Source organism: Amycolatopsis orientalis, from assembly GCF_000943515.2.
Lineage (GTDB): Bacteria > Actinomycetota > Actinomycetes > Mycobacteriales > Pseudonocardiaceae > Amycolatopsis > Amycolatopsis orientalis.
In genome coordinates, this window is the sequence record NZ_CP016174.1 from 1,560,856 (window position 1) to 1,583,006 (window position 22,151).

At 67.2% G+C, this 22,151-nt stretch carries 17 protein-coding genes and 1 tRNA gene; 12 read left to right on the forward strand and 6 right to left on the reverse strand.

What is annotated here, in order from left to right:
- Nucleotides 1-159: 159 nt before the first annotated feature.
- A tRNA-Arg gene (locus SD37_RS07465) sits at nt 160-232 on the reverse strand.
- A gap of 208 nt (nt 233-440) precedes the next feature.
- Here SD37_RS07465 and SD37_RS07470 point away from each other — a divergent pair.
- Together SD37_RS07470 and SD37_RS07475 are read left to right on the forward strand one after the other, a co-directional pair.
- Nucleotides 441-1,565 (forward strand): epoxide hydrolase family protein, encoded by a 1,125-nt coding sequence (locus SD37_RS07470; protein ID WP_044852430.1) that lies wholly within the window; start codon nt 441-443, stop codon nt 1,563-1,565.
- Between the two features lie 151 nt (nt 1,566-1,716).
- A complete protein-coding gene (locus SD37_RS07475) occupies nt 1,717-2,634 on the forward strand; it encodes a cation diffusion facilitator family transporter (protein WP_044852431.1) in 918 nt (305 codons plus the stop codon).
- Between the two features lie 81 nt (nt 2,635-2,715).
- On the opposite strand, the gene SD37_RS07480 is transcribed toward SD37_RS07475, so the two are convergent.
- A complete protein-coding gene (locus tag SD37_RS07480) occupies nt 2,716-3,429 on the reverse strand; it encodes a DUF305 domain-containing protein (RefSeq protein WP_044852805.1) in 714 nt (237 codons plus the stop codon).
- 9 nt (nt 3,430-3,438) lie between these two features.
- Nucleotides 3,439-4,236: a DUF3105 domain-containing protein gene (locus SD37_RS07485; RefSeq protein ID WP_037320006.1), complete on the reverse strand. Its 798-nt coding sequence runs from the start codon at nt 4,234-4,236 to the stop codon at nt 3,439-3,441.
- Between the two features lie 200 nt (nt 4,237-4,436).
- On the opposite strand from SD37_RS07485, the gene argS reads away from it, so the two are divergent.
- The 6 genes from argS (at nt 4,437) to rho (ending at nt 13,242) form a co-directional block, all read left to right on the forward strand.
- The gene (argS, locus tag SD37_RS07490) at nt 4,437-6,092 is read left to right on the forward strand and encodes an arginine--tRNA ligase (protein ID WP_044852432.1); all 1,656 of its coding nucleotides are present in this window, start codon (nt 4,437-4,439) and stop codon (nt 6,090-6,092) included.
- A 5-nt stretch (nt 6,093-6,097) separates the two neighbouring features.
- Nucleotides 6,098-7,531: a diaminopimelate decarboxylase gene (lysA, locus tag SD37_RS07495; RefSeq protein WP_037320010.1), complete on the forward strand. Its 1,434-nt coding sequence runs from the start codon at nt 6,098-6,100 to the stop codon at nt 7,529-7,531.
- A gap of 3 nt (nt 7,532-7,534) precedes the next feature.
- A complete protein-coding gene (locus SD37_RS07500; RefSeq protein ID WP_044852433.1) occupies nt 7,535-8,845 on the forward strand; it encodes a homoserine dehydrogenase in 1,311 nt (436 codons plus the stop codon).
- Nucleotides 8,842-9,903, forward strand: a complete 1,062-nt coding sequence (thrC, locus tag SD37_RS07505; RefSeq protein ID WP_044852434.1) for a threonine synthase — start codon at nt 8,842-8,844, stop codon at nt 9,901-9,903. Before SD37_RS07500 ends, thrC begins: the two co-directional genes overlap by 4 nt.
- Nucleotides 9,900-10,781, forward strand: a complete 882-nt coding sequence (gene thrB / locus SD37_RS07510) for a homoserine kinase (protein ID WP_044852435.1) — start codon at nt 9,900-9,902, stop codon at nt 10,779-10,781. Before thrC ends, thrB begins: the two co-directional genes overlap by 4 nt.
- Before the next feature lie 418 nt (nt 10,782-11,199).
- Complete coding sequence (rho, locus tag SD37_RS07515; RefSeq protein WP_044852436.1) at nt 11,200-13,242, forward strand: transcription termination factor Rho; 2,043 nt, start codon at nt 11,200-11,202, stop codon at nt 13,240-13,242.
- Nucleotides 13,243-13,355: 113 nt separating this feature from the next.
- Here rho and SD37_RS07520 read toward each other — a convergent pair whose 3' ends face one another.
- Nucleotides 13,356-13,901, reverse strand: a complete 546-nt coding sequence (locus tag SD37_RS07520) for a hypothetical protein (protein ID WP_044852437.1) — start codon at nt 13,899-13,901, stop codon at nt 13,356-13,358.
- Nucleotides 13,902-14,124: 223 nt separating this feature from the next.
- Between SD37_RS07520 and rpmE the strand changes: the two genes are divergently transcribed.
- A complete protein-coding gene (rpmE, locus tag SD37_RS07525) occupies nt 14,125-14,352 on the forward strand; it encodes a 50S ribosomal protein L31 (RefSeq protein ID WP_044852438.1) in 228 nt (75 codons plus the stop codon).
- 84 nt (nt 14,353-14,436) lie between these two features.
- On the forward strand, nt 14,437-15,507 hold the full coding sequence (prfA, locus tag SD37_RS07530; RefSeq protein WP_037320124.1) for a peptide chain release factor 1: 1,071 nt from the start codon (nt 14,437-14,439) through the stop codon (nt 15,505-15,507).
- A gap of 371 nt (nt 15,508-15,878) precedes the next feature.
- Here the strand turns inward: prfA and SD37_RS07535 are convergent, their stop codons facing one another.
- Nucleotides 15,879-16,550 carry a hypothetical protein gene (locus SD37_RS07535; RefSeq protein ID WP_236725290.1) on the reverse strand — a complete coding sequence of 224 codons (672 nt, stop codon included), beginning with the start codon at nt 16,548-16,550 and terminating at the stop codon, nt 15,879-15,881.
- Nucleotides 16,551-16,934: 384 nt separating this feature from the next.
- Between SD37_RS07535 and SD37_RS42485 the strand changes: the two genes are divergently transcribed.
- Complete coding sequence (locus tag SD37_RS42485) at nt 16,935-17,129, forward strand: hypothetical protein (RefSeq protein ID WP_145926547.1); 195 nt, start codon at nt 16,935-16,937, stop codon at nt 17,127-17,129.
- Nucleotides 17,130-17,194: 65 nt separating this feature from the next.
- Here the strand turns inward: SD37_RS42485 and SD37_RS07540 are convergent, their stop codons facing one another.
- The gene (locus SD37_RS07540; protein ID WP_145926548.1) at nt 17,195-21,385 is read right to left on the reverse strand and encodes a polymorphic toxin-type HINT domain-containing protein; all 4,191 of its coding nucleotides are present in this window, start codon (nt 21,383-21,385) and stop codon (nt 17,195-17,197) included.
- A 228-nt stretch (nt 21,386-21,613) separates the two neighbouring features.
- On the opposite strand from SD37_RS07540, the gene SD37_RS07545 reads away from it, so the two are divergent.
- Nucleotides 21,614-22,144, forward strand: a complete 531-nt coding sequence (locus tag SD37_RS07545; RefSeq protein WP_052675005.1) for a hypothetical protein — start codon at nt 21,614-21,616, stop codon at nt 22,142-22,144.
- Nucleotides 22,145-22,151: the final 7 nt, after the last annotated feature.

The window sequence follows — 22,151 nt, forward strand, 5'->3', positions numbered from 1 at the left end:
AACGGGATCACCCGCCACGCGTCGGGCATTCCGCCGAGATCACGCGCCGATCGTCGCTGTTTCCTGTCCTGGAGGCACTTGTCGCACAACAGCGCGAACAGCAAAAAAGGGAACAAGGCTCACCGGCTGCGGCCGATGATCTTGTTCCCGTCAGAAGTGTGCCCTCGGCAGGATTCGAACCTGCGACACCTGCCTCCGGAGGGCAGTGCTCTATCCCCTGAGCTACGAGGGCGTTGCCGCCTGGGCGACGTTGGAAGCTTAGCGCATCCCGTCCAGCGTCTTCGCGCGCGGTGGTCCTAAACGCGGCGGTGTCGTGCAGCACGGGCGACGAAGGCGCCTTACGTGCCTCTGACCAGCGTTTCCAGTCGCTTCGGTCGTCGCTGCGGAGAGGTCCCGTCAGCCGCTAGCGTTGGGGTGGACCAACGAACTGGGAGGACGTCGTGATCGAACCGTTCGAGGTGCGGATCCCCGAAGCCGCCATCGCCGACCTGCGGACCCGGCTGCGTGCGACACGCTGGCCCGAGCCCGCGACGGTGGACGATTGGGAGCAGGGTGTCCCGCTGGACTTCGCGCGAGAGCTGTGCCGGTATTGGGCCGAGGACTACGACTTCGGTTTGGCGGACCGGGTCAACGCTTTCCCGGCGTTCAAGACCACTGTGGACGGTCTGGGGATCCACTTCCTGCACGTCCGCTCGCCGGAGCCGGACGCGACGCCGCTCGTGCTCACGCACGGCTGGCCGGGTTCGGTGGTCGAGTTCCTCGACGTGCTCGGCCCGCTGACCGATCCCGCCGCGCACGGCGGCGACCCCGCGGACGCGTTCCATGTCGTGGCGCCCTCGCTCCCCGGCTTCGGCTGGAGCGACAAGCCGTCGTCGACGGGGTGGAACGTCGAGCGCATCGCCAGGGCCTGGGACGAGCTGATGGACCTCCTCGGCTACGAGCGCTACGTCGCGCAGGGTGGCGACTGGGGTGCCGGGGTGACGAACATGCTCGCCAAGCTCGTCCCGGAACGGCTGCTCGGCGTCCACGTGAACATGGCGGGTGTCGCGTACGACGCGGCCAAGCTGGGGGAGCCGACGGCGGCCGAAAAGGAGTCGATCGCCGACTTCGCGCGCTTCCGGGAGGTCGGCTCCGCGTACGCACAGCAGCAGGCCACACGCCCGCAGACGCTCGGCTACGGGCTCACCGACTCGCCGGCGGCGCAGGCGGCGTGGATCGCCGAGAAGTTCTGGGCGTGGACCGACAATGACGGCTCGCCGGAGACGGCGCTGTCGTGGCGGCAGATGCTCGACGCGATCTCCGTCTACTGGTTCACCGGGACCGCGGCGTCGTCGGCGCGGATCTACTGGGAGAACAAGGAGCGGGACGTCTCCGAGGTCGCGGTCCCTTCGGGGATCTCGATCTTCCCCCGCGAGAACATCCGGCCGTCCCGGCGCTGGGCGGAGCTGCGCTACACCGATCTCCGCTGGTACGAGGTGCTGGACAAGGGCGGTCACTTCGCCGCGTTCGAGCAGCCTGAGGCCTTTGTCGGCCAGGTGAGGGGGTTCTTCCGGTCGCTTCGGTAGCAGTCCGTGTCGGTTCCAGGTTTCGGGAAGGCCCTCCTGGGGGATGGCTTCCTTGTGTGGCTTAAGACATGGTGAACTTAGGCTCACCTGTATTGCACATATGCGCATGTGACAATATATTCGGCCTGTCGACTTCACGAGAGGCGGAGCAATGGGTCACGGGCACGGGCATGGGACGGCCTCGCCGTCGAGCGCGTCAGGCCGCTACCTCAAGAGCCTGACGATCGCCCTGTTCATCGGCGCCGGCTTCATGGTCATGGAGTTCATCGTCGGGTTCGCCACCGGCTCGCTCGCGCTGATCTCCGACGCCGCGCACATGTTCACCGACGTCCTCGGGGTCGGTATGGCGCTGGCGGCGATCATGCTGGCCAGGCGCAGCGGCCCGACCCACACCCGCACGTTCGGGTTCTACCGGGCCGAGGTGCTCGCGGCGCTGGCCAACGCCATCCTGCTGTTCGGCGTCGCGGGCTACGTCCTGTTCGAGGCCGTCGGCCGGATCAGCGACCCGCCCGCCGTGCCCGGCCTGCCCGTGCTGCTGGCCGCGGCCGCCGGTCTGGTCGCGAACATCGTCTCGTTCCTGATCCTGCGCAAGGGCGCCGAGGAGAGCATCAACGTCCGGGGCGCGTACCTGGAAGTCCTCGCCGACCTGATCGGCTCCGTCGGCGTACTGCTGAGCGGCGCGATCACGCTGCTGACCGGCTGGCGCTACGCCGACCCGATCATCGGTGTCGCGATCGGCTTGTTCGTCCTGCCCCGCACCTACGCCCTCGCCCGCCGCGCGCTGCGGATCCTGTTCCAGCACGCGCCGAAGGGGGTCGACGTCGCCGGGATCCAGACCGAGTTGGGCGCGCTGAAGGGCGTCGAGGACGTCCACGACCTGCACGTCTGGACGCTGACTTCGGGGATGGAGGTCGCGTCGGCGCACCTCACGATCGCGCCGACCGTCGAGCAGTCCGCGGTCTTGACCGAGGCGCAGAACCTCTTGGCGAACCGTTACTCGATCGAGCACGCGACTCTGCAGATAGAAGTGCCCCAGTGCGCGCGACGCTGCCGGGAACTCTCCTGGTAACTCCCGCCCCGTCATGCGTTTCGTCCTCTGGATGCGGTAGTTGGCAACGCGAACTACCGCATCCAGAGGACGAAACGCGTTCTAGTCGGGGAGGGGAGCGGCGCCGCGCTCCTGCAGCAGGCTCTTCATCAGGGTGACTTCGGCGCCCTGCGAGACGAGCATGCTCTGCGTCAGCGACTTCACGTCCGGCACGGAAGTGTGGTCGTGGCCGTACTGCGCCATCGCCGTCCCGCCCAGGTGATGCCGCAACATCAGCTGAAGGAAGAAGACGTCCATCTCCTTGCCGGTCAGCGACCGCAGTTTGGCCAATTCGGCCGAAGTCGCCATCCCCGGCATCGGCGTGCCGTTCGACGGCTTCGCGTCGGCGCCACCGTGCCCGGGGTGGCCGGGCATCGGTTCGGTCATCCAGGTCATGTAGGCGCCGGTCGCCTGCTCTGGCTGGCCCCACAGGCCCAGCCAGCCCTTCATCCGGCCGACCTGACCGGTCTGCGTGCGCTCGATGTCGAACGCGAGGGTCTTGATCGCCGGATCGGTCGTGTGGTCCCGCGCCCAGCCCGCCATGGTGACGGCCTGGAGGTGGTGCACCGACATGTCCTGCGCGAAGCCGACCTCGACCGAGCCCGCCCCCGGGGTCGTCGCTTCCGGATCGGAGTCGATCAGCCTGGTCGTCAGCGCGCCGAGGCCGAAGCCCAGGATCAGCATGACGACCAGGGCGGCCCCGATCACCAGCCATCGGCTCTTGGCCGACCGCGAAGTGTCGTCCGGTTCGTCGACGTACTGGAGATCGGGGTCCATCTGGCTCATTTACTTGGTCGCGGGCGCCGACGGCTGGCTGGCGGGCGGCTGCGAGGGCTGGCCGGCGCCGGGCTGGCCGTCCTGCTGCGTGCCCGCGGTGCCCTTGTAGTCCATCGGCTTGGCGTCCGGTCCCGGCGGGGCCGGGTTGAACTCGCCCGGCTCGATCTGCGCGTCGCAGGTGGCGTCACGCTCGGGGTACGCGCCGTACGGGTTGGTGCGCAGGGCGGCGATGAACTGGTCGATGCGCTCGTCCGAAGCGCTGTCCAGCTTCAGCTGGTGACCCCAGGACTGCAGCGAGATCGGCTTGTCCAAGTTCGGGTACGGCGACATCACCGTGTACGGCTTGCCCTCGACGCGGACCTTCAGCAGGTCGAGCTGCTCACCGGTGACCTGCTGCGGGTTGTAGGCGATCCAGACCGCGCCGTGCTCGAGACCGTGGACCATGTTCTCGTTGCGGACGGCGTTCGGGTAGACGACGCCGTTGCACGCGGCCCATGCCTGGTCGTGCGGGCCGCCGTAGGGCGGGGTCTTGTCGTAGGCGACGCGCTCGGCGGCCGTGACGTGGACACTGCCCTCGTACTTCGTGGTGACGACCCCGTTGATCCGCTTGGAGGGATCCGGGTCCTGCTGTGACGGCGCGAAGGCGGCCGCGGCCTCTTCACGGGTCTTCTGCTCACGCTTAGGCGCCGAGGCGACCATGTAATAGGTGACCACCGAGGCCGCCAGGGCGACGATCGCGACGACCGCGATGATCGTGCCCCACGGCGTGCCCTTCTTGGACACGACGGAACTACGGGCTGCCTTCATGGCGTTCTTCGGCGCGCCCTTTTTTCTGGTTGTCCCGTTAGCCATGGCTCCTGCGTTCTCCAAAGGGGGTGGTCCCTGCGCGGGCCAGTGTAGAGACCGCGCGTCTGATCACGGTGAACAGCCGCAAGATCACCGGCTTGGCTCACACCTTCCGGCGGTCGCTGCGAAGCCCGGACCTGGTCACACCTAGAATTCCGCGAGTGACTCCCGCAGCTCTCGCCGACCTGGTCCGTAACTCAGCCGTGCAGGTTCTCACCGCGCGCGGCCTCGACGATTCCGTGCTGCCGGAGAAGGTGACGATCGAACGTCCCCGCAACCCCGAGCACGGCGATTACGCGACCAACCTGGCGTTGCAGGTGGCCAAGAAGGCGGGCATGAAGCCCCGCGACTTCGCCGACGCGCTGGCCGAGGCGCTCGCGGCCGCGGACGGGATCGACTCGGCCGAGGTCGCCGGGCCGGGCTTCCTCAACCTGCGGCTCGCCGCCGACGCGCAGGGTCAGATCGTCCAGCAGGTCCTCGACGCGGGGGAGAAGTACGGCCTCGGTGACGCGATGGCCGGCGTCAAGATCAACCTCGAGTTCGTCTCGGCGAACCCGACCGGCCCGATCCACCTCGGCGGCACCCGCTGGGCCGCGGTCGGCGACGCGTTGGGCCGCGTGCTCTCCGCGCAGGGCGCCCTGGTGACCCGCGAGTACTACTTCAACGACCACGGCGCGCAGATCGACCGCTTCGTCCGGTCCCTGATCGCGGCCGCCAAGGGCGAGCCCGCGCCGGAGGACGGCTACGCGGGCGGCTACATCAACGACATCGCCGCCGAGGTCATCCGCCAGGAGCCGAGCGCGCTGTCGCTGCCGGACGACGAGCGTGCCGAGACGTTCCGCCGGGTCGGCATCGAGCTGATGTTCACCGAGATCAAGCAGAGCCTCCACGACTTCGGCACCGACTTCGACGTCTACTTCCACGAGAACTCGCTGCACGAGTCCGGCGCGGTCGAGTCGTCGGTCCAGCAGCTGAAGGACTCCGGGAACCTGTACTTCGAAGACGGCGCCTGGTGGCTGAAGTCCAAGGAACACGGCGACGACAAGGACCGCGTCGTCATCAAGAAGGACGGCAACCCGGCCTACATCGCCGGTGACCTCGCCTACTTCCAGGACAAGCGCAAGCGCGGGTTCGACCTCTGCATCTACATGCTCGGCGCGGACCACCACGGCTACATCGCCCGGCTCAAGGCCGCCGCGGCCGCCTTCGGTGACGACCCGGCCGTGGTCGAGGTGCTGATCGGCCAGATGGTCAACCTGGTCTCCGAGGGCAAGCCGGTCCGGATGAGCAAACGGGCCGGCACCGTGATCACCATGGAGGACCTGGTCGGCACCGTCGGGGTCGACGCGGCCCGCTACGAGCTGATCCGCTACTCCGTCGATTCCACTTTGGACATCGACCTCGATCTGCTGCGCAAGCACTCGAACGACAACCCGGTCTACTACGTCCAGTACGCCCACGCGCGGCTGGCCTCCTTGCAGCGCAACGCTTCCGACCTCGGGCTCAAATTCGATGGCGACGTCGACTTCGGTCTGCTTACGCTGCCCGCGGAGGGCGATCTGATCCGCACGATCGGCGAATTCCCGACCGTCCTCCGCCGAGCGGCGCAGCTGCGCGAACCGCACCGCGTCGCCCGGTATCTCGAAGAACTCGCCGGCGCCTACCACAAGTGGAACGCCGTCGGCCGGGTCCTGCCGAAGGGCGACGAGGAGACCACCCCTCTCACGTTTTCCCGGCTCGCGCTGTGTGAAGCGACCCGCCAGGTGCTGGCGAACGGCCTCACCGTGCTCGGTGTCTCCGCTCCGGAACGGATGTAAAAGCAATGGCTCACCCCGCGGGCCCCCGCCACGCCGACGTCTACCCCCACGCCGACGCTTCCGGTTTCCCGCCGTCGAGTCCCGAAGAACTCGACAGGCTGTATCCGAAGGTCTGGCCCCGTAACACCTTCCGCGGCGGAGACGGTGTCGTGCGCATCGCCGGCGTCGACGTCCGCGAACTCGCCGAGAAGTACGGCACGCCGCTGTTCGTCGTCGACGAGGCCGACTTCAAGTCGCGTTGCGCCGACTACGCCGAGGCGTTCGACGACCCGGCGCTCGTGCATTACGCGTCCAAGGCGTTCCTGTCCATCGAGATCGCCCGCTGGGTGGCCGAGCAGGGGCTGAGCCTGGACGTCTGCAGCGGCGGCGAACTCGCCGTCGCGCAGCGCGCGAACTTCCCGGCCGAGCGGATCACCTTCCACGGCAACAACAAATCGGTCGCCGAACTCGAAGCCGCCATCGAGGCGGGGGTCGGCACGGTCGTGGTCGACTCCTACTACGAGATCGCGCGGCTGGCCGATGTCGCCGCCCGGCACGACATCGTCCAGAACGTGCTGATCCGGGTCACGGTCGGCGTCGAGGCGCACACCCACGAGTTCATCGCGACCGCGCACGAGGACCAGAAGTTCGGTTTCTCGCTGGCCTCCGGTGACGCGGCCGAGGCCGTGCGCCGCGTGCTCAACGCGCCGTCGCTGAAGCTGATCGGCCTGCACAGCCACATCGGTTCGCAGATCTTCGACGCCGACGGCTTCGAGGTCGCCGCCCGCCGGGTGGTCGGCCTGCTGGCCGAACTCGCCAAGGAACACGGCACCGACCTGCTCGACCAGCTGGCGATCGTCGACCTCGGCGGTGGTTTCGGTATCGCCTACACCGACAAGGACAACCCGCCGCCGCCCGCGCAGATGATCACGCAGATCCGCGAGATCGTCCGCAAGGAATGCGAGTACGCGGGCCTTCCGGTGCCGAAGATCGCCGGCGAGCCGGGCCGCGCCATCGCCGGTCCCGGCACGATCACCCTGTACGAGGTCGGCACCATCAAGGACGTCTCGCTCGGCGACAAGGCCGCCCGGCGCTACGTCAGCGTCGACGGCGGGATGAGCGACAACATCCGCACCGCGCTCTACGACGCGGTGTACGACTGCCGTCTCGTATCCCGGACCTCGGACGACGACGGGGACGGCCAGGTCTCCGCCGCGCTGTCCCGGGTCGTGGGAAAACACTGTGAGTCCGGCGACATCGTCGTCCGGGACTGCTGGCTCCCCGACACTCTTGCTCCCGGCGACCTGCTCGCCGTGGCGGCCACCGGGGCGTACTGCTACTCGATGGCCAGCGGGTACAACCGGCAGCCGCGGCCCGCGGTGGTGGCCGTGCGCAACGGCAGCGCCCGCGTGCTGCTGCGGCGGGAGACGACGGACGACATGCTGCGCCTGGAGGTCTAGCAAGTGTCTACTGTGGACGGACGTGTGATCAGGGTCGCCCTCCTGGGCTGCGGGACGGTCGGCGGGGAGGTCGTCCGGCTGCTCACCGAACAGGCCGAGGAGCTGGCCGCCAGGGCCGGTGCCAGGGTGGAGCTGGCGGGGATCGCGGTCCGGCGTCCCGACAAGCACCCCGAGCTGCCGCCGGAACTGGTGACCTCCGACGTGACGAAGCTCGTCACTTCCGACGACGTCGACGTGGTCGTCGAACTGGTCGGTGGGATCGAGCCGGTGCGGCAGTGGCTGCTCGACGCGCTCAAGGCCGGGAAGTCCGTTGTCACGGCCAACAAGGCGTTGATGGCCGAGCATTCGGCGGAGCTGTTCGAGGCCGCCGACGCGTCCGGCGTGGACCTGTACTTCGAGGCGGCCGTGGCCGGGGCGATCCCGCTGCTGCGCCCGCTGCGCGAATCGCTGGCCGGTGACCGCATCACCCGCGTGATGGGCATCGTCAACGGCACCACCAACTTCATCCTCTCCGCGATGGACTCCACCGGCGCGGGCTACGCGGAAACGCTGGAAGAGGCCAGCAGGCTCGGGTACGCGGAGGCGGACCCGACGGCCGACGTCGACGGCTACGACGCCGCGTCCAAGGCCGCGATCCTCGCCTCGCTCGCGTTCCACACCCGGGTCACGGCCTCCGACGTGCACCGCGAGGGCATCGCCGACGTCACCGCGTCGGACCTCGCCGCGGCGAAGGTGCTGGGCCGCACGGTGAAACTGCTCGCCATCTGCGAGCGCGTCACCGCCGACGACGGCACCGAATCCGTTTCGGCGCGCGTGCATCCGGTGATGATCCCGCGCGACCACCAACTCGCCGGGGTCGGCGGCGCGTACAACGCCGTCTACGTCGAGGCCGACGCCGCCGGTGAGCTCATGTTCTACGGTCAGGGCGCCGGTGGCGCGCCGACCGCGAGTGCCGTGCTCGGCGACCTCGTCGCGGTGGCTCGAAACCGGGTCGTCGGCGGCCGTGGCCCGCGCGAATCCGCGCACGCCGCGCTCCCGGTCAGGCCGATGGGCCAGACGCCGACGCGGTACCACGTCAGTCTCGACGTGGCCGATCGAGCGGGCGTCCTCGCCCAGGTGGCCCAGGCGTTCGCCGGGCACGGCGTCAGCATCGCCGCGGTGCGGCAGCGGGACGCCAACGACACGGCCAGCCTGGTCGTCGTCACCCATCTGGCGCCGGACGCGGCACTGCGGTCCACTGTGGACGACATTGCCAAGCTCGATGTGGTGAACCAGGTCGTCAGTGTGATGCGGGTGGAAGGCGAAGACCAGTGATTCCCCAACCATGGCCAGGAATCATCCAGGCCTACCCGGACCGGATCCCGGTCCCGTCCGGCGCGAAGGTGATCACCCTCGGCGAAGGCAACACCCCGTTGCTGCCCGCGCCGCACCTTTCGGAACTCACCGGCTGCGAGGTCTTCCTCAAGGTCGAAGGGGCGAACCCGACCGGGTCGTTCAAGGACCGCGGGATGACCGTGGCCATCACGCATGCGCTCGCCAGCGGGCTCCAGGCGGTCATCTGCGCCTCCACGGGCAACACGTCGGCGTCGGCCGCGGCCTACGCGGCGCGTGCCGGGCTCACCTGCGCGGTGCTCGTCCCGCAGGGCAAGATCGCGATGGGCAAGCTCGCCCAGGCCGTCCTGCACGGCGCGCGGATCCTGCAGGTGGACGGGAACTTCGACGACTGTCTCGAACTTGCGCAGAAGACCGCGATCGACTACCCGGTGACCTTGGTCAACTCGGTCAACCCGGTGCGCATCGCCGGCCAGAAGTCGGCGGCGTTCGAAATCTGCGACGCGCTCGGCCGGGCACCTGACATCCACTGTCTCCCGGTCGGCAACGCGGGCAACATCACCGCGTACTGGGCGGGTTATTCCGAGTACGCGGGTGACGGTGTGGTGAAGAACACCCCGCGGATGTTCGGTTTCCAGGCGGCGGGCGCCGCGCCCCTCGTGCACGGCGAGCCGGTGGCCGATCCGGATACCATCGCGACCGCGATCCGCATCGGCAGCCCCGCTTCCTGGGACGGCGCGATGAAGGCGAAGAACGCCTCCTCGGGGCTCTTCGAAGCGATCACCGACGAGAAGATCCTTGAGGCGTATCGCCTGCTCGCCCGCAAGGAAGGCGTGTTCGTCGAGCCCGCCTCGGCGACCAGCGTCGCGGGCCTGCTCGCCACGGCCGCCGACGGCCGCCTGCCGAAGGGCTCCACCGTCGTGTGCACCGTCACCGGGCACGGCCTCAAGGACCCGGCCACGGCGCTGGAGGGCAACGTCGAGGTCGAGCCGCTCGCCGTCGACCCGACCGCCGTCGCCGCCGCGCTGGACCTGCGATGACGCTGCTCAAGGTCACCGTCCCGGCGTCTTCGGCGAACCTCGGCCCGGGGTTCGACACGCTGGGGCTCGCGCTGGCGCTGTACGACAAGGTCGAACTCCAGATCACCGACGCCGGGCTCAAGATCGAAGTGATCGACGCCGGCGCGGGTGACGTGGACGACGTGCCGACCGACGAATCGCATCTGGTCGTACGGGCTTTCCGGCGGGGCTGCGAGCATCTCGGGCTCCGGCCGCCCGGCCTGCACCTGCGTTGCTTCAACGCCATCCCGCACGCCCGCGGCCTCGGCTCGTCGGCGGCCGCCGTCGTCACCGGTGTCGCGGCCGCGTACGCGCTGGCGGAGAAGGCCCTGGACGACGACGCGCTGCAGCTGGCGGCCGAGTTCGAGGGACACGCCGACAACGCCGCGGCGAGCCTGCTGGGCGGCTTCGTGGTGGCCTGGAACGAAGGCGAGCGGTTCCGCGCCGAACGGCTCCAGCCGCATCACGACATCCGGCCCGTGGTGGCGATCCCGGCGTTGCGGTCCTCGACCGACGCGACGCGCGGACTGCTGCCCGACCGGGTCCCGCATGCCGACGCGGCGTTCACCGCGGGCCGTGCGGCGCTCGCGGTCCACGCGCTCACGGCGCGCCCCGACCTGTTGCTCTCCGCTACCGAAGATCGGCTCCATCAGCACTATCGGGCATCCGCGTACCCGGCGAGCAGTGAACTGGTGCGCGCGCTGAGGGCCGAAGGGGTGGCGGCGGCCATCTCCGGGGCCGGTCCGACCGTGCTCGCGCTGACCACCGGCGGAATACTCCCGGCCGCTGTCGACGTTACATCTTTCGACGTCACCGAGCTGCCGATCGATCCGGGCGGCGTTCAGGTTGCGGCTCAGTAAAGCCTCGGTCACGTGCGGGAGCCCCGGACCGCCACGCGGGGGGTGGTTGTTGCACCGGGCCGTGGCGCGGTCTACCCTCGGGGGCGTTCGATCACCGTGCGTTTCCGCACCCGGTGCCGGTCCAGGTGAACAGTGACATCCTTGGCCCGCATCCTTCGTTGATCCGCCAGTTCCGCACACCGTCTGGCAAACGGGAGTGGCGGAGGGACGCAGGCGGGTTCCCGGTTCCGGCGGTGCCGAATTCCGCTTCCTCCATTTGGAGGACGCAAACCCCTGTGCTGGAGGCCTTCTAGCTGTGTTCAACACGGCCGAGGAGTTGCTCGCCCGTATCGGGGGCCAATTACGCCGTTTCGCAATCGGACGCGAGCGGCGGTCCGCTGATCCACCTGGAGGCGTGGATCGGTCAGGAAGGACATTTGTGAGCAACACCGATCTTTTGAGCGACGTCGAAGGTGGCGCCGCCGAGTCGAACGGCGTCGTCGCTCCCAAGCGCACGGTCGGCGGATTGACCGGCAAGACCGTCGCCGAACTGCGCTCGATCGCTGGGGACCTCGGCATCGGCGAGACGACGGGTATGCGTAAGGGCGACCTGATCGCGGCCATTCGCGAGCGCCAGGGCAAGACCAAGCGCAAGTCCCCCGCCGCGGCGAGCGAAACGCTTCCGCTCGAGGGGATCGAAGCACCACGGAAGGCTCCCAAGGCCGAAGCGCCCAAGGCCGAGGCCTCGAAGGCCGACGCGCCGAAGGTGGAAGCCGCTCCGGCCGAAGCCCCGCGCGCCGAGAAGGCGGAGAAGGTCACGGACAACGGCTCCGCGCCGTCCGCCGAGCGGCTCGCCCAGCAGGACAACGGCCAGCAGGACGGCCAGCCGCAGCAGGAAGAGGGCGGCCGCAGCCGTCGTCGTCGCGGCTCCAACCGCGCCGCGGGTTCGCCCGACCAGGGTGGCCAGCAGCGTGAGCGCGGGGAGCAGCGGGAACGCGGCGACCAGCGTGAGCGTGGCGAGCGCAACGAGCGTGGCGACCGCGCCGAGCGCAACGAACGTGGCGACCGGGGTGAGCAGGGCGGAAACCGCCAGGGCAACCGGGACGGCGGCCGCGACGGCAACCGTGATGGCAACCGGGACAACCGGGGCCAGGACAACCGGGGCCAGCGCAACCAGCAGGGCGGCCAGGACAACAGCCAGCGTCAGGGCCAGGGCCAGCAGGGTGACGACGACGAGGAAGGCGGCCGTCGCGGCCGTCGCTTCCGCGACCGTCGCCGCCGGGGTGCCGGCGGTGGCCGCGAGCAGGGCGGTTCGCCCGACACGGAGATCCGCGAGGACGACGTCCTCCTGCCCGTCGCGGGCATCCTGGACGTGCTCGACAACTACGCGTTCGTGCGTACCTCGGGCTACCTCGCCGGGCCGAACGACGTGTACGTCTCGCTTTCGCTGGTCCGCAAGTACGGCCTGCGCCGCGGTGACGCCATCACCGGTGTCGTGCGTCAGCCGCGTGACGGTGAGCAGCAGCGGCAGAAGTTCAACCCGCTGGTGCGCGTCGACTCGATCAACGGCCTGGAGCCGGACGAGGCCAAGCGCCGCCCCGACTTCACCAAGCTGACCCCGCTGTACCCGAACGAGCGCCTGCGTCTCGAAACCGAGTCGCACAAGCTCACCACCCGTGTCATCGACCTGGTGATGCCGGTGGGCAAGGGGCAGCGTGCGCTGATCGTGTCGCCGCCGAAGGCCGGTAAGACCACGATCATGCAGGACATCGCGAACGCGATCTCCACGAACAACCCCGAGTGCCACCTGATGGTCGTCCTCGTCGACGAGCGTCCGGAAGAGGTCACCGACATGCAGCGGTCGGTGAAGGGAGAGGTCATCGCCTCGACCTTCGACCGCCCGCCGTCCGACCACACGTCGGTCGCGGAGCTGTCGATCGAGCGGGCGAAGCGCCTGGTCGAGATGGGCCACGACGTCGTCGTGCTGCTCGACTCGATCACCCGCCTCGGCCGTGCGTACAACCTCGCGGCCCCGGCGTCCGGCCGGATCCTCTCCGGTGGTGTCGACTCGACCGCGCTCTTCCCGCCGAAGCGTTTCCTCGGCGCGGCGCGCAACATCGAGAACGGCGGCTCGCTCACGATCTTCGCCACGGCGATGGTCGAGACCGGGTCCACCGGTGACACGGTCATCTTCGAGGAGTTCAAGGGCACCGGTAACGCGGAGCTCAAGCTCGACCGGAAGATCGCCGAGCGCCGGGTGTTCCCCGCGGTGGACGTCAACCCGTCCGGTACCCGCAAGGAAGACCTGCTGCTCTCGCCGGACGAACTCGCGGTCACCCACAAGCTGCACCGGGTGCTGCACGCGCTGGACTCGCAGCAGGCCATAGACCTGCTCATCTCGCGACTGCGCAAGACGAAGACCAACATCGAGTTCCTCATGCAGGTCTCGAAGACGGCCCTCGGCTCGAACGACGACGACTGACACAAGCCGAAGGGGTCCTTCGCCGCATCTCTGTGGCGGAGGGCCCCTTTGTCGCGTCTCGTGAGTGGTAATGACGGTTAGAACCGTCATTACCACTCACGAGCCCGAAAGGCTCAGCGGTGCGGCACAGCGGCGGGGGTCCAGCCGCGGTAGTTGTTGAAGTAGTGCACGCTCGAAGCGTGGCCGATCTTGCCGCCGATGCTGGAGGCGTAGATCCCGCCGGAGCCGTCGGCTATGCCGACGTGGCCCCACTGGCTGATGTTCCAGTACACGAAGGCGCCCTTCGGCGGCGTCCCGGTCGTGTGCTTCGGGCTCGCGCCGTTCCAGTGCGCGTTGGCCGAGGCCCAGACGCCGGTGGTGCCGTAGGCGTTCTCGACGGCCTTCTCGCAGAGGCCCTGGTACGCGGTGGAACCGGCGTGGTTCTTGAACCACTGGACGGCGCCGGCGGGCGTGCCGTCCCCGGCGCCCTGGATCGCGAAGTCGCCTTCGGGCACCGTGGTGAACGTGCCGGCCGCTGGGTTGATGTCGGCGGCGGTGATGACGGTGCCCGTTTCGGGAGCGGCCGGAGCGGCCCCGGCCACGGGAGCGATGGCGAGAGCCGCGATGGCCAGCGCGGCGACGGACGCCGGCTTCGCCACCTTGGCGAGGATGGTGCGCATGATCAGTACCTCCTGTTGAGGAATAACCAACTGGAGGACCGTCTCGTGAACGAATACAAATTCCGTACAACCAGGCGTCGATAGTTGATAACTCAACGTGATGGAATATGCCGGGGGAGGGGTGCGTTAACCCCACTGCCAGCGCATCTGGCAAAATCATCCGCTGAAGTCCGGCACCGGTTCACCCCGCACTGGGGACCCGGGGCCAACGAGAGAGGACACCATGAAGAGCGGTATTCACCCCGAGTACGTGGTCACGAACGTGGACTGCGACTGCGGTAACACTTTCACCACGCGTAGCACCAAGACCTCCGGCAAGCTCCACGTCGAGATCTGCTCGAACTGCCACCCGTTCTACACCGGCAAGCAGAAGCTCATGGACACCGGCGGCCGCGTCGCGCGCTTCGAGGCTCGCTACGGCAAGCGCAAGAAGGCCGAAGACGCCAAGTAGCTTGAACGACGGCGCCTACCCGCATGTCCGGGTGGGCGCCGTTTTTCATGGTTTTGTCCGTCCAGGCCGTTGAGAGGTGAAGTGGTGGATTCGAGTTCGCTGAAGGGTCTGCTCGAAGAGCACGCCCAGCTGGAAGAGCAGCTGGCCGACCCGTCCGTGCACGCCGACCAGGCGCGCGCACGCAAGCTCGGTCGCCGGTACGCGGAGCTGAGCCCGGTCGTCAAGACGATCCGTGAGCTCGACGCCGCCCGCGAAGACCTCGAAGCGGCGAAAGAACTCGCCTCGGAAGACGCCGCCTTCGCGGCCGAGGCCGAGGAGATCACCGCCAAGATCCCCGTACTCGAGGCCAAGCTCTCCGAGCTTCTGGTGCCGCGCGACCCGTACGACGGCTCCGACGTGGTCATGGAGATCAAATCGGGTGAAGGCGGCGAGGAGTCGGCGCTGTTCGCCGGCGACCTGCTGCGCATGTACCTGCGCTACGCCGAGCGTCACGGCTGGAAGGCCGAAGTGCTCGACTCGGTGGACTCGGACCTCGGCGGCTTCAAGGACGTCACCGTGTCCATCAAGAGCCGCTCGGCCGACGTCGACGGTGTCTGGGCCCGGCTGAAGTTCGAAGGCGGGGTGCACCGCGTGCAGCGCGTGCCCGCCACCGAATCGCAGGGCCGCATCCACACCTCCGCGTCCGGCGTGCTCATCTACCCCGAACCCGAGGACGTCGAGGTCGAGATCGACCCGAACGACCTGCGCATCGACGTCTACCGGTCCTCCGGCCCCGGCGGCCAGAGCGTGAACACCACCGACTCGGCCGTGCGGATCACGCACCTCCCGACCGGCGTGGTCGTCTCGTGCCAGAACGAGAAGTCGCAGATCCAGAACCGGGCCCGCGCCCTGCAGGTGCTGCAGGCCCGCCTCCAGGCGATCGCCGAGGAGGAGGCCGCCGCGAAGGCGTCGGACGCGCGCCGCTCGCAGGTCCGCACCGTCGACCGCTCCGAGCGAGTCCGCACCTACAACTTCGCCGAGAACCGCATCGCCGACCACCGGGTGAACTACAAGGCGTACAACCTGGACCAGGTCCTCGACGGCGACCTCGACGGTGTGCTGGACGCGCTCATCACGGCGGACCGCGAGGAACGGCTCGCCGCCCACGCGGGCTGACGGGCCGATACCAGGCGACATCGTCCTCGTGTCACCAATCCGTCGTATCCGTAGTTCTGGTGGAACGCTTCGGCCGACGGGATGCCCCGTGGGTCGCGGAACTGGCCAGGTGAGCGGAGCTGAACTGGGCTTCCGCCGACTCAATGCCGGGGCGATCACTGCTCGGTTACTACCTCTGCTGCGACGACCACCTTCCCGGGGCGGGTGGATCGCGCCGCGGGAACTGGTCCCGTGGGTGCTGGATGCCTTGCCGGAGAACGCTTCTTCGTCCGGACTCGGTCAGTTCGGCTCGCGGCCCAGCAGCCGTTCACCGCTCAGCGGCGCACCGACGCGGAACGGTTGGCGTATCTCGCCGGCAAAGGGAAGGCCCGCTAACCGGGTTCCGTGGTGAACGGGTCGTCTTCCAGTCCGGTGTGGATGGCCCGGACTGACATGCCCACGTCGGAAAGCCGGCTGGTCACCTCGTTCTCGACCCGGCTGAGCGCTTCCGCGCCGGTCTCTCCGGCGCCTGTCGGGAATGCTGACAGCAGCACCGCTTCACAGGGCCCCGCGTCCGTGCTGATCCTGATCAGCGACGTCGAAATGTCCGTCGCGGCCGCGCCGCACAGACGTACGGCGGTCTGCAGGTCGTCGGTGGGAACGTAAAGATGCACCCGTGAGACAACGTCGGTTTCCGCGCGCGGCGTGAAATCGTGCCGGGGAACGTGCGCTGGCTCGCGCGGGTCGGTGCCGCCGAAGGTCGTTATGAGCGAATAGACCGTGTAGCCGTCGGCCTGGGTGTCGTTGGCATCGTAGCTACCGTACTGGCCGGTCTCCGGCGTTCCGCGAATCAGGAAGAACTCCGCGTTCAGTCCGAAGTGGAAAAGTGCCGGTACCGCGGCGCGCTGCAGGGTCTCGGCAGGCTCCTCGTCGTCTGCCGGAGCCGTGCGATAGCCGACGGAGACCGAGTAACCCTTCCAGCCATCCTCCGGGTCCGCCCGGCAGATCTCCAGCTCGGTGGCCTTGAACTCGCCGATCAGCCGCTCGCCCAGCTCGATGGCCACCGCGAAATCGTCCGTCCCGATACTCGCGGATATCCGCGTGACGGCTTCCGTTTCTCGGAGATCCATGACTATTTCGCGAGCCCTTCGGCGACAACAGGTGCTTCCAGCTTACGGGTGACAGGAGCGGTTGGCGATCGGGCCGTCGTGTTCACGCCCACAGCGCGCGTGGTGGATCGTAGTGATCCACCACGCGCACGTGGTGCCTGTTCAGGAAGAACGTTGATCTTCCTCGGTTTTCGATGTGAAGTACAACAACTCGAGTTCTTCGCCTTCTCGTGAATTCCTGGTGATGCGGATTCCGGAAGCTGCCACGAATCCGTCGGAATTGGCGCCGATCAACTTGACCAATAGGCGGGAAAAGTGAAGAACTCCGGGGTATCTTCCGTGCTCTTCGACGAAAGTGAACCCGAATGGTGGCAGGTAGTGACGGTCCGATTCAATTCTCTCGACACCGTCGAACAAGACCTGAATGACGTCGTCGCTACTTTCGCTGTAGCCATGAAAGAACAATTGCGAGTGACTGAGCGTGTACTGCCACAGGCTGAACGCGCGATCGCTGGACCACTTCAGGTCGACTGACTGCTTGTCTGAAGAGATTGGACACCGCCTCCCGGTTACGTGTGGTGAGCAGTCTACCTTGCGGTTCAAGAGCATGGCTTTACTGGCTGGCCTCCGGTGTTGAACGGATTGACCACTACCTTTCCCTTGCAGTAGAAGATGACCCTGTTCCAGGAGTGTGCCGCATTCCTGATCTCGTTGAGCTCCCAGGCGGTAAGGTGTCCAAAGTCGGTACGCGGGTTTCGGTTGATGCCGCCATTTGCGAACTTGATGGGGTCGGGAATTCCGTCAAGATTGAAGTGGATTCTGGTTACTCCATCTTCAATGGCGTTCAAAATATGCTGGTACCATGGTGTTCCTCTGTCCCAATGCTTGTAGCTAGCCGCGCCTAATTCCCAGGCGAAAAGTTCCAGCGAAGAAATCCCGTCAACCGTGAGGTCGCGCCCCAAGGCGATGTCTGTGCAACCGGTGTTGTGGACCAATACGGATGTTGCTCCGGTAGCCACGTAGTAGGTGTGCAGGTCGGCGACGGTGAAATTGAAGACCTGAATCGACTCGTCGTAGCTTCGGACCGAAGCCACCCGCTCCGAAGTCCCTGATGAGTTCCGCAGGTGCGAGCCCGGCCGAAGGTCTTTCGCGGAAACCCACGAGCGGGTGTCCTCGTTCCAGAACGGATGCTCATCGGTGGTTCGGAGGACCGATCCGTCCGCGGAGTCGGCGAGTCGGATCTCGACCAGGTGTTTCGAGCCTTGGCCGTTGATCAACTGAGTGACCGGCTTGCCAGCCGATCTGCCGGAGGCAGGATCGGTGGCCAGTACCCTGTCGCCGACGCGGATATCCTTGATCGGCTTTCTCGACATGTCGGATAGGAGGATCGGGGTGTCACCGGTGAAACTGTTCGTCTTGCAGAGCTTCAAGAGGCCTGCCAAGGCCTCGGCGAGACGCGCTTGCGTAGCATGCGTCTCTACGCCCGATCTCTCGAGCATGGCCCCGACGCGCGAAGCGGCGAGGGCTCCGGCCCCGGCGGCGGTCAACCACGACGTGAACGCTGTTCCTTCGGGAACGATGGATAATGCCAGAAGCCCACAGGGTTCCATGAGCGCGCACAGTCCTGCGGCTTCGATGCTCGCGACCATGAAGAGGAACTTCGCCGATTCGTCGAGAACAGGCTGCAGGATCGCGAGAGCTTGATCCGCGGCGAAGCTGGGACTGAGGACATTGAGCAGGCACCCTTGGTGCTTCTCGGTCCCCTTCTTGTAGAGACGCTCGCATTCGGCGCCGTTTGCGAGCATCAGCGTCCGTTTATCGAAATCGGACGCCGTGATCAGATTTATGCAGTCGTCGTACAACTTCTGGGACATCGCCTTGTACTGCTGGCAGTTCATGCCCTGTTCGAACGCTGCCTTTCCTCTGGCTTCGTTCACCTTCTTGATGGCGCTGTCAACGGCGTCGCTGGCAGCTGTCGCCGCGTCGCGGGCACTCTTTCCTGCATCCAAGGCGGCGTTGAACGCGACATACGCGAACCTGAATGCCTCAGCGGCGAAACTGGCCGCTTGGCGCTCGGAGGCTGTTGCCCAGGCCGCGGAGCGCGAGGCGTCTTGTGCCGATTCCTTGGCCGAATTCGCCGCATTGCGAGCGGTCGCGGCAGACTGGGCGGCTTGCGTAGCGGACGCCTCGGCATCACGAGCCGACTTCGCGGCGTTCTGAGCGTAGACCGAAGCTTGGGCCGCATCGGCTTTCGCCTGCTTTTCATAGCCTACTGCCTCAGCGGCGGCGCCGCGTGCTGTCGCGGCGGTCGCTTGCGCCTCGTTCGCGCTTTGTGTCGCGGTTGTCGCGAACTGTGCCGCCCGGGCCAGATGACCCGCCATCGCGGCGTTGTGGGTGGCACTGTCCTGGTCTCGTTGCGCCGCGGCGTACTGACCGACCGCCAGGAACTGTTGCAGCATGCCCGCGGAACCGTCCAGCGCTACCTGCGCGGCCGCCTTCAACTCCGGGCCGCTGCCAGGTGAAGCCAGGATCTGGTTCGCCTTGATTCGCTCGTCGCTGCTCGAGGCACTGAACTGACCTGTTTTCAGGAACCCGCGCAACGCCTGGGCGGTTCCGGTGTCAAGAGCCTTTTGCGCCGCGGCTTGGAGCGTGGCACTGCCATTTTGCTGAGCGGTGGCGAGGACACGGTTCACCGCGATTCGGTCGTCGCTCTCGCGACCAGGGTAGTCCTGGCTGCGCAGAAACGCTTGTACAGCCGAATCGCTGCCCGCGAGCGCCGCTTCCGCGGCGGTCTTGAATCCCTCGGTCCCGGTGAGGATCAGGTTTCGGAGTGTTGTCCTGTCATCTTGTCCCGCGGCGACGGCGATACCTACCCGCACGAACTCCATCACGATGGCGTCATTACCGGCCAAGGCGTCGCTCGCCGCCGTCTTCGTCCACGAGCCACCACCGGTGGACGCCAAGGCCATGGCGACCTTGCGAGCTTTGGGAACAGCGACCACAGGGTCGGCGTTTTCCGCTGTCGCCTCTGCGATCAGCCGGTTCGTCTCCGCGGAGCGCAGCTCTACCTGAGTGGCATTCCAGCGGTTGATCACGTTGAGCCGGTCGATCGCCGTGCTCACCGACAGAGCTGTGGTGACATTCTGGTCCGTCTCGACGGCCAGGCGTTCCGCGTCGGCGGTTCGTGCAGCTTTGTAAACATCCGTCGCCCGGTTGGCCGCCGCGACGGAGGCTTGTGCCGCTTGTGTCGCCGCATTCGCATGGTTGGTGGCCTGCTGGGCCGCGTCAGTGGCGTTACCCGCGTGAGCGGCCGCGTCTTCCGCCGCGTCGGCCGCCGACCTGGCGTCCGACGCGGCCCGGTTGGCGGCGTCGCGAGCCGTGAACGCCGCTGCTGCGGCGGCTGCCGCGAAGGCACTGGACGCACGCGCCGCACGGTCGGCACGAGCGGCGGCTGCCTGGGCGTCAGCGGCCGCCTTTCGTGCTTTCGCCGCGTTCGCGCCGGCCTTGGCGGCGTTGTTGCCCGCGTCCACCGCCGCCCGTGCCGCGTCTGCGGCGCTGCTGCCTGCCGCGCTGGCGGAGTCCGCCGCCGCCTTCGCGTTGTTGGCGGCGATACCCGCGTGTCCAGCCGCTTCGGCCGCTTTCTCGGCGCCGACCGCTGCTCCACGTGCCGTTTGTGCTGCGCGGCTGGCATCCTCGGCGTCGACCGCACCGGTGATTGCCGATGCTGCCGCGGAGTATGCCTTCGAGGCCGCATCGCCGGCCTTGAGCGCAGCCGCGGCGGCGCGAGAAGCGGCCCCGGCTGCTACCCGAGCGGCGGAGCTCGTGGTGTTCGCGGCCCGGATGGCTTCCTTCGCCGCGATCGCGGCGTTGTTGGCAGCCTCGGCGGCCTGTGTCGCGGCAGAGGCGGCCAGCTCGGCATTGCCTTGGGCGTTCGCGCTGGCCACCGCCGCCGCCTGAGCGGCGGCCTTCGCGAGCTCGGCCTCCTTTACTGCGCGGGCGGAGGCGTCTTTCGCGGCTTGAGTCTCTCTTGTCGCCAGTTCGCCCGCGTCTTTGGCGGCATTGGCCAGTTGCTCGATGGTGGCCGCTTCTTCGTCGCGCGATTCGGCTATGGCTCGATCATGATCGAGGAATTGGTTGTAGGCATCGACCGTTCCGGCATCCAAGGAACGTTGAGCGATCTTCTTCACTTCCGTGCCGCCGCCGGCGAGGAATTGATTCACTCGGATCCGTAGGTCGTTCTCGTGCGGCCGCTTCCAGCCTTCTTCCACGAACTTTTGCAACGCCTCGGTGGTATCGGCGTCCAATGCGGCCTGCGCCGCCTTGCGCACCTCGGGGCCGCCCGCGGCGAACATCTGGTTGACGCGTATGCGCAGGTCCACGGCCGACGGCGCCTGCCAGCCGGTTTTCAGGAATGTCGTCAGCGCTTCCGCGCTGGTCGAATCCAGGGCCAGTTGGGCGGCGGCTTTGGTGGTGGTTCCGCCTGCGGCGAGCATACGATTGACGCTGATGCGCTCATCGAGCTTCATCGCCCGCGGTAACTCGGTGGTCAGAAACGCGTGAATCTCCGAGTCGGTTCCGGCAAGGACTCGGGCGGCCGCTGCTTGGACCGTCGGCCCGGCGGTACGCCACAGGGCCACGACCTGAGCACGCTCGCCCGCGTTTTCTTCGGCTGCCGGTTCAGGGGCTGCCGTCGCAGGCGGAACAATGGTCAGAGAACCGACAAGTATCGCACTGACAAGCGTCGCGAATAAGATTCTTGGTCTGCTGCGTCTTTTTGCTGAAATCCGCACCGTGAGCTCCCCAGGTTGACTTGCGGTGTGACTCGCCGTACGCGTTTCCGCGCCATGGGAATATTTGTATCGCACTGAATTTGAGCGAGTATCTCCAACGCTACACAGAGCAAGATTACAGTAAAATGTGATTAGGATCACCTCGGTGTGCGATAACGGTTCATCCCTCTCGTCGATAAGTCAGGCGGTCGTAGTACGTGACCACCTGCGGAGATGGGGGAAGGCCTTATGAAGTTCAGGAACGTGTTGTTGGCTTTGGGGGCGGTGACGATTGCTCTGATTGGCGGTGTCACTGCCGGGCAGTCGAGTCGTTCCGAGGCGCAAGGGGTGACCGACGTGCAAACTTCGTTGGTTGAGAATTTTGCCTACCCCGGCGCGGACGAGATTTTTACGACATATGGAGTGACGCTGATCTCCGGTGATGGGCATATCGTGTTCGCCGATTGCGCGACACCGGCCGAGGGAAATATTGGCCTGATGAAGGTTCGGACTACGGAATCCGTAGGGCAGAATGGTTTGGTCTGCTTCAAGGTCCTCGGAGCCACCGGGCAGCTGAAGCTGAAGATCCCAGCCGTGTTCGAGATCCGGGGTGACGGCCTGGTGTCCGGCGCGGGTCACAAGGCGAAGGCCGAGCTTACGACGGATGCGGGCCAGCGCACGGTCGTCGATGTCAATCCGAGCGGAAACACTCCCGTCGGCGTGGGCGCGGGTCCTGGGAACCAGCCCACCACGCTTCTGCAGCTCGACGTAGTCGGCTGACTCGCTC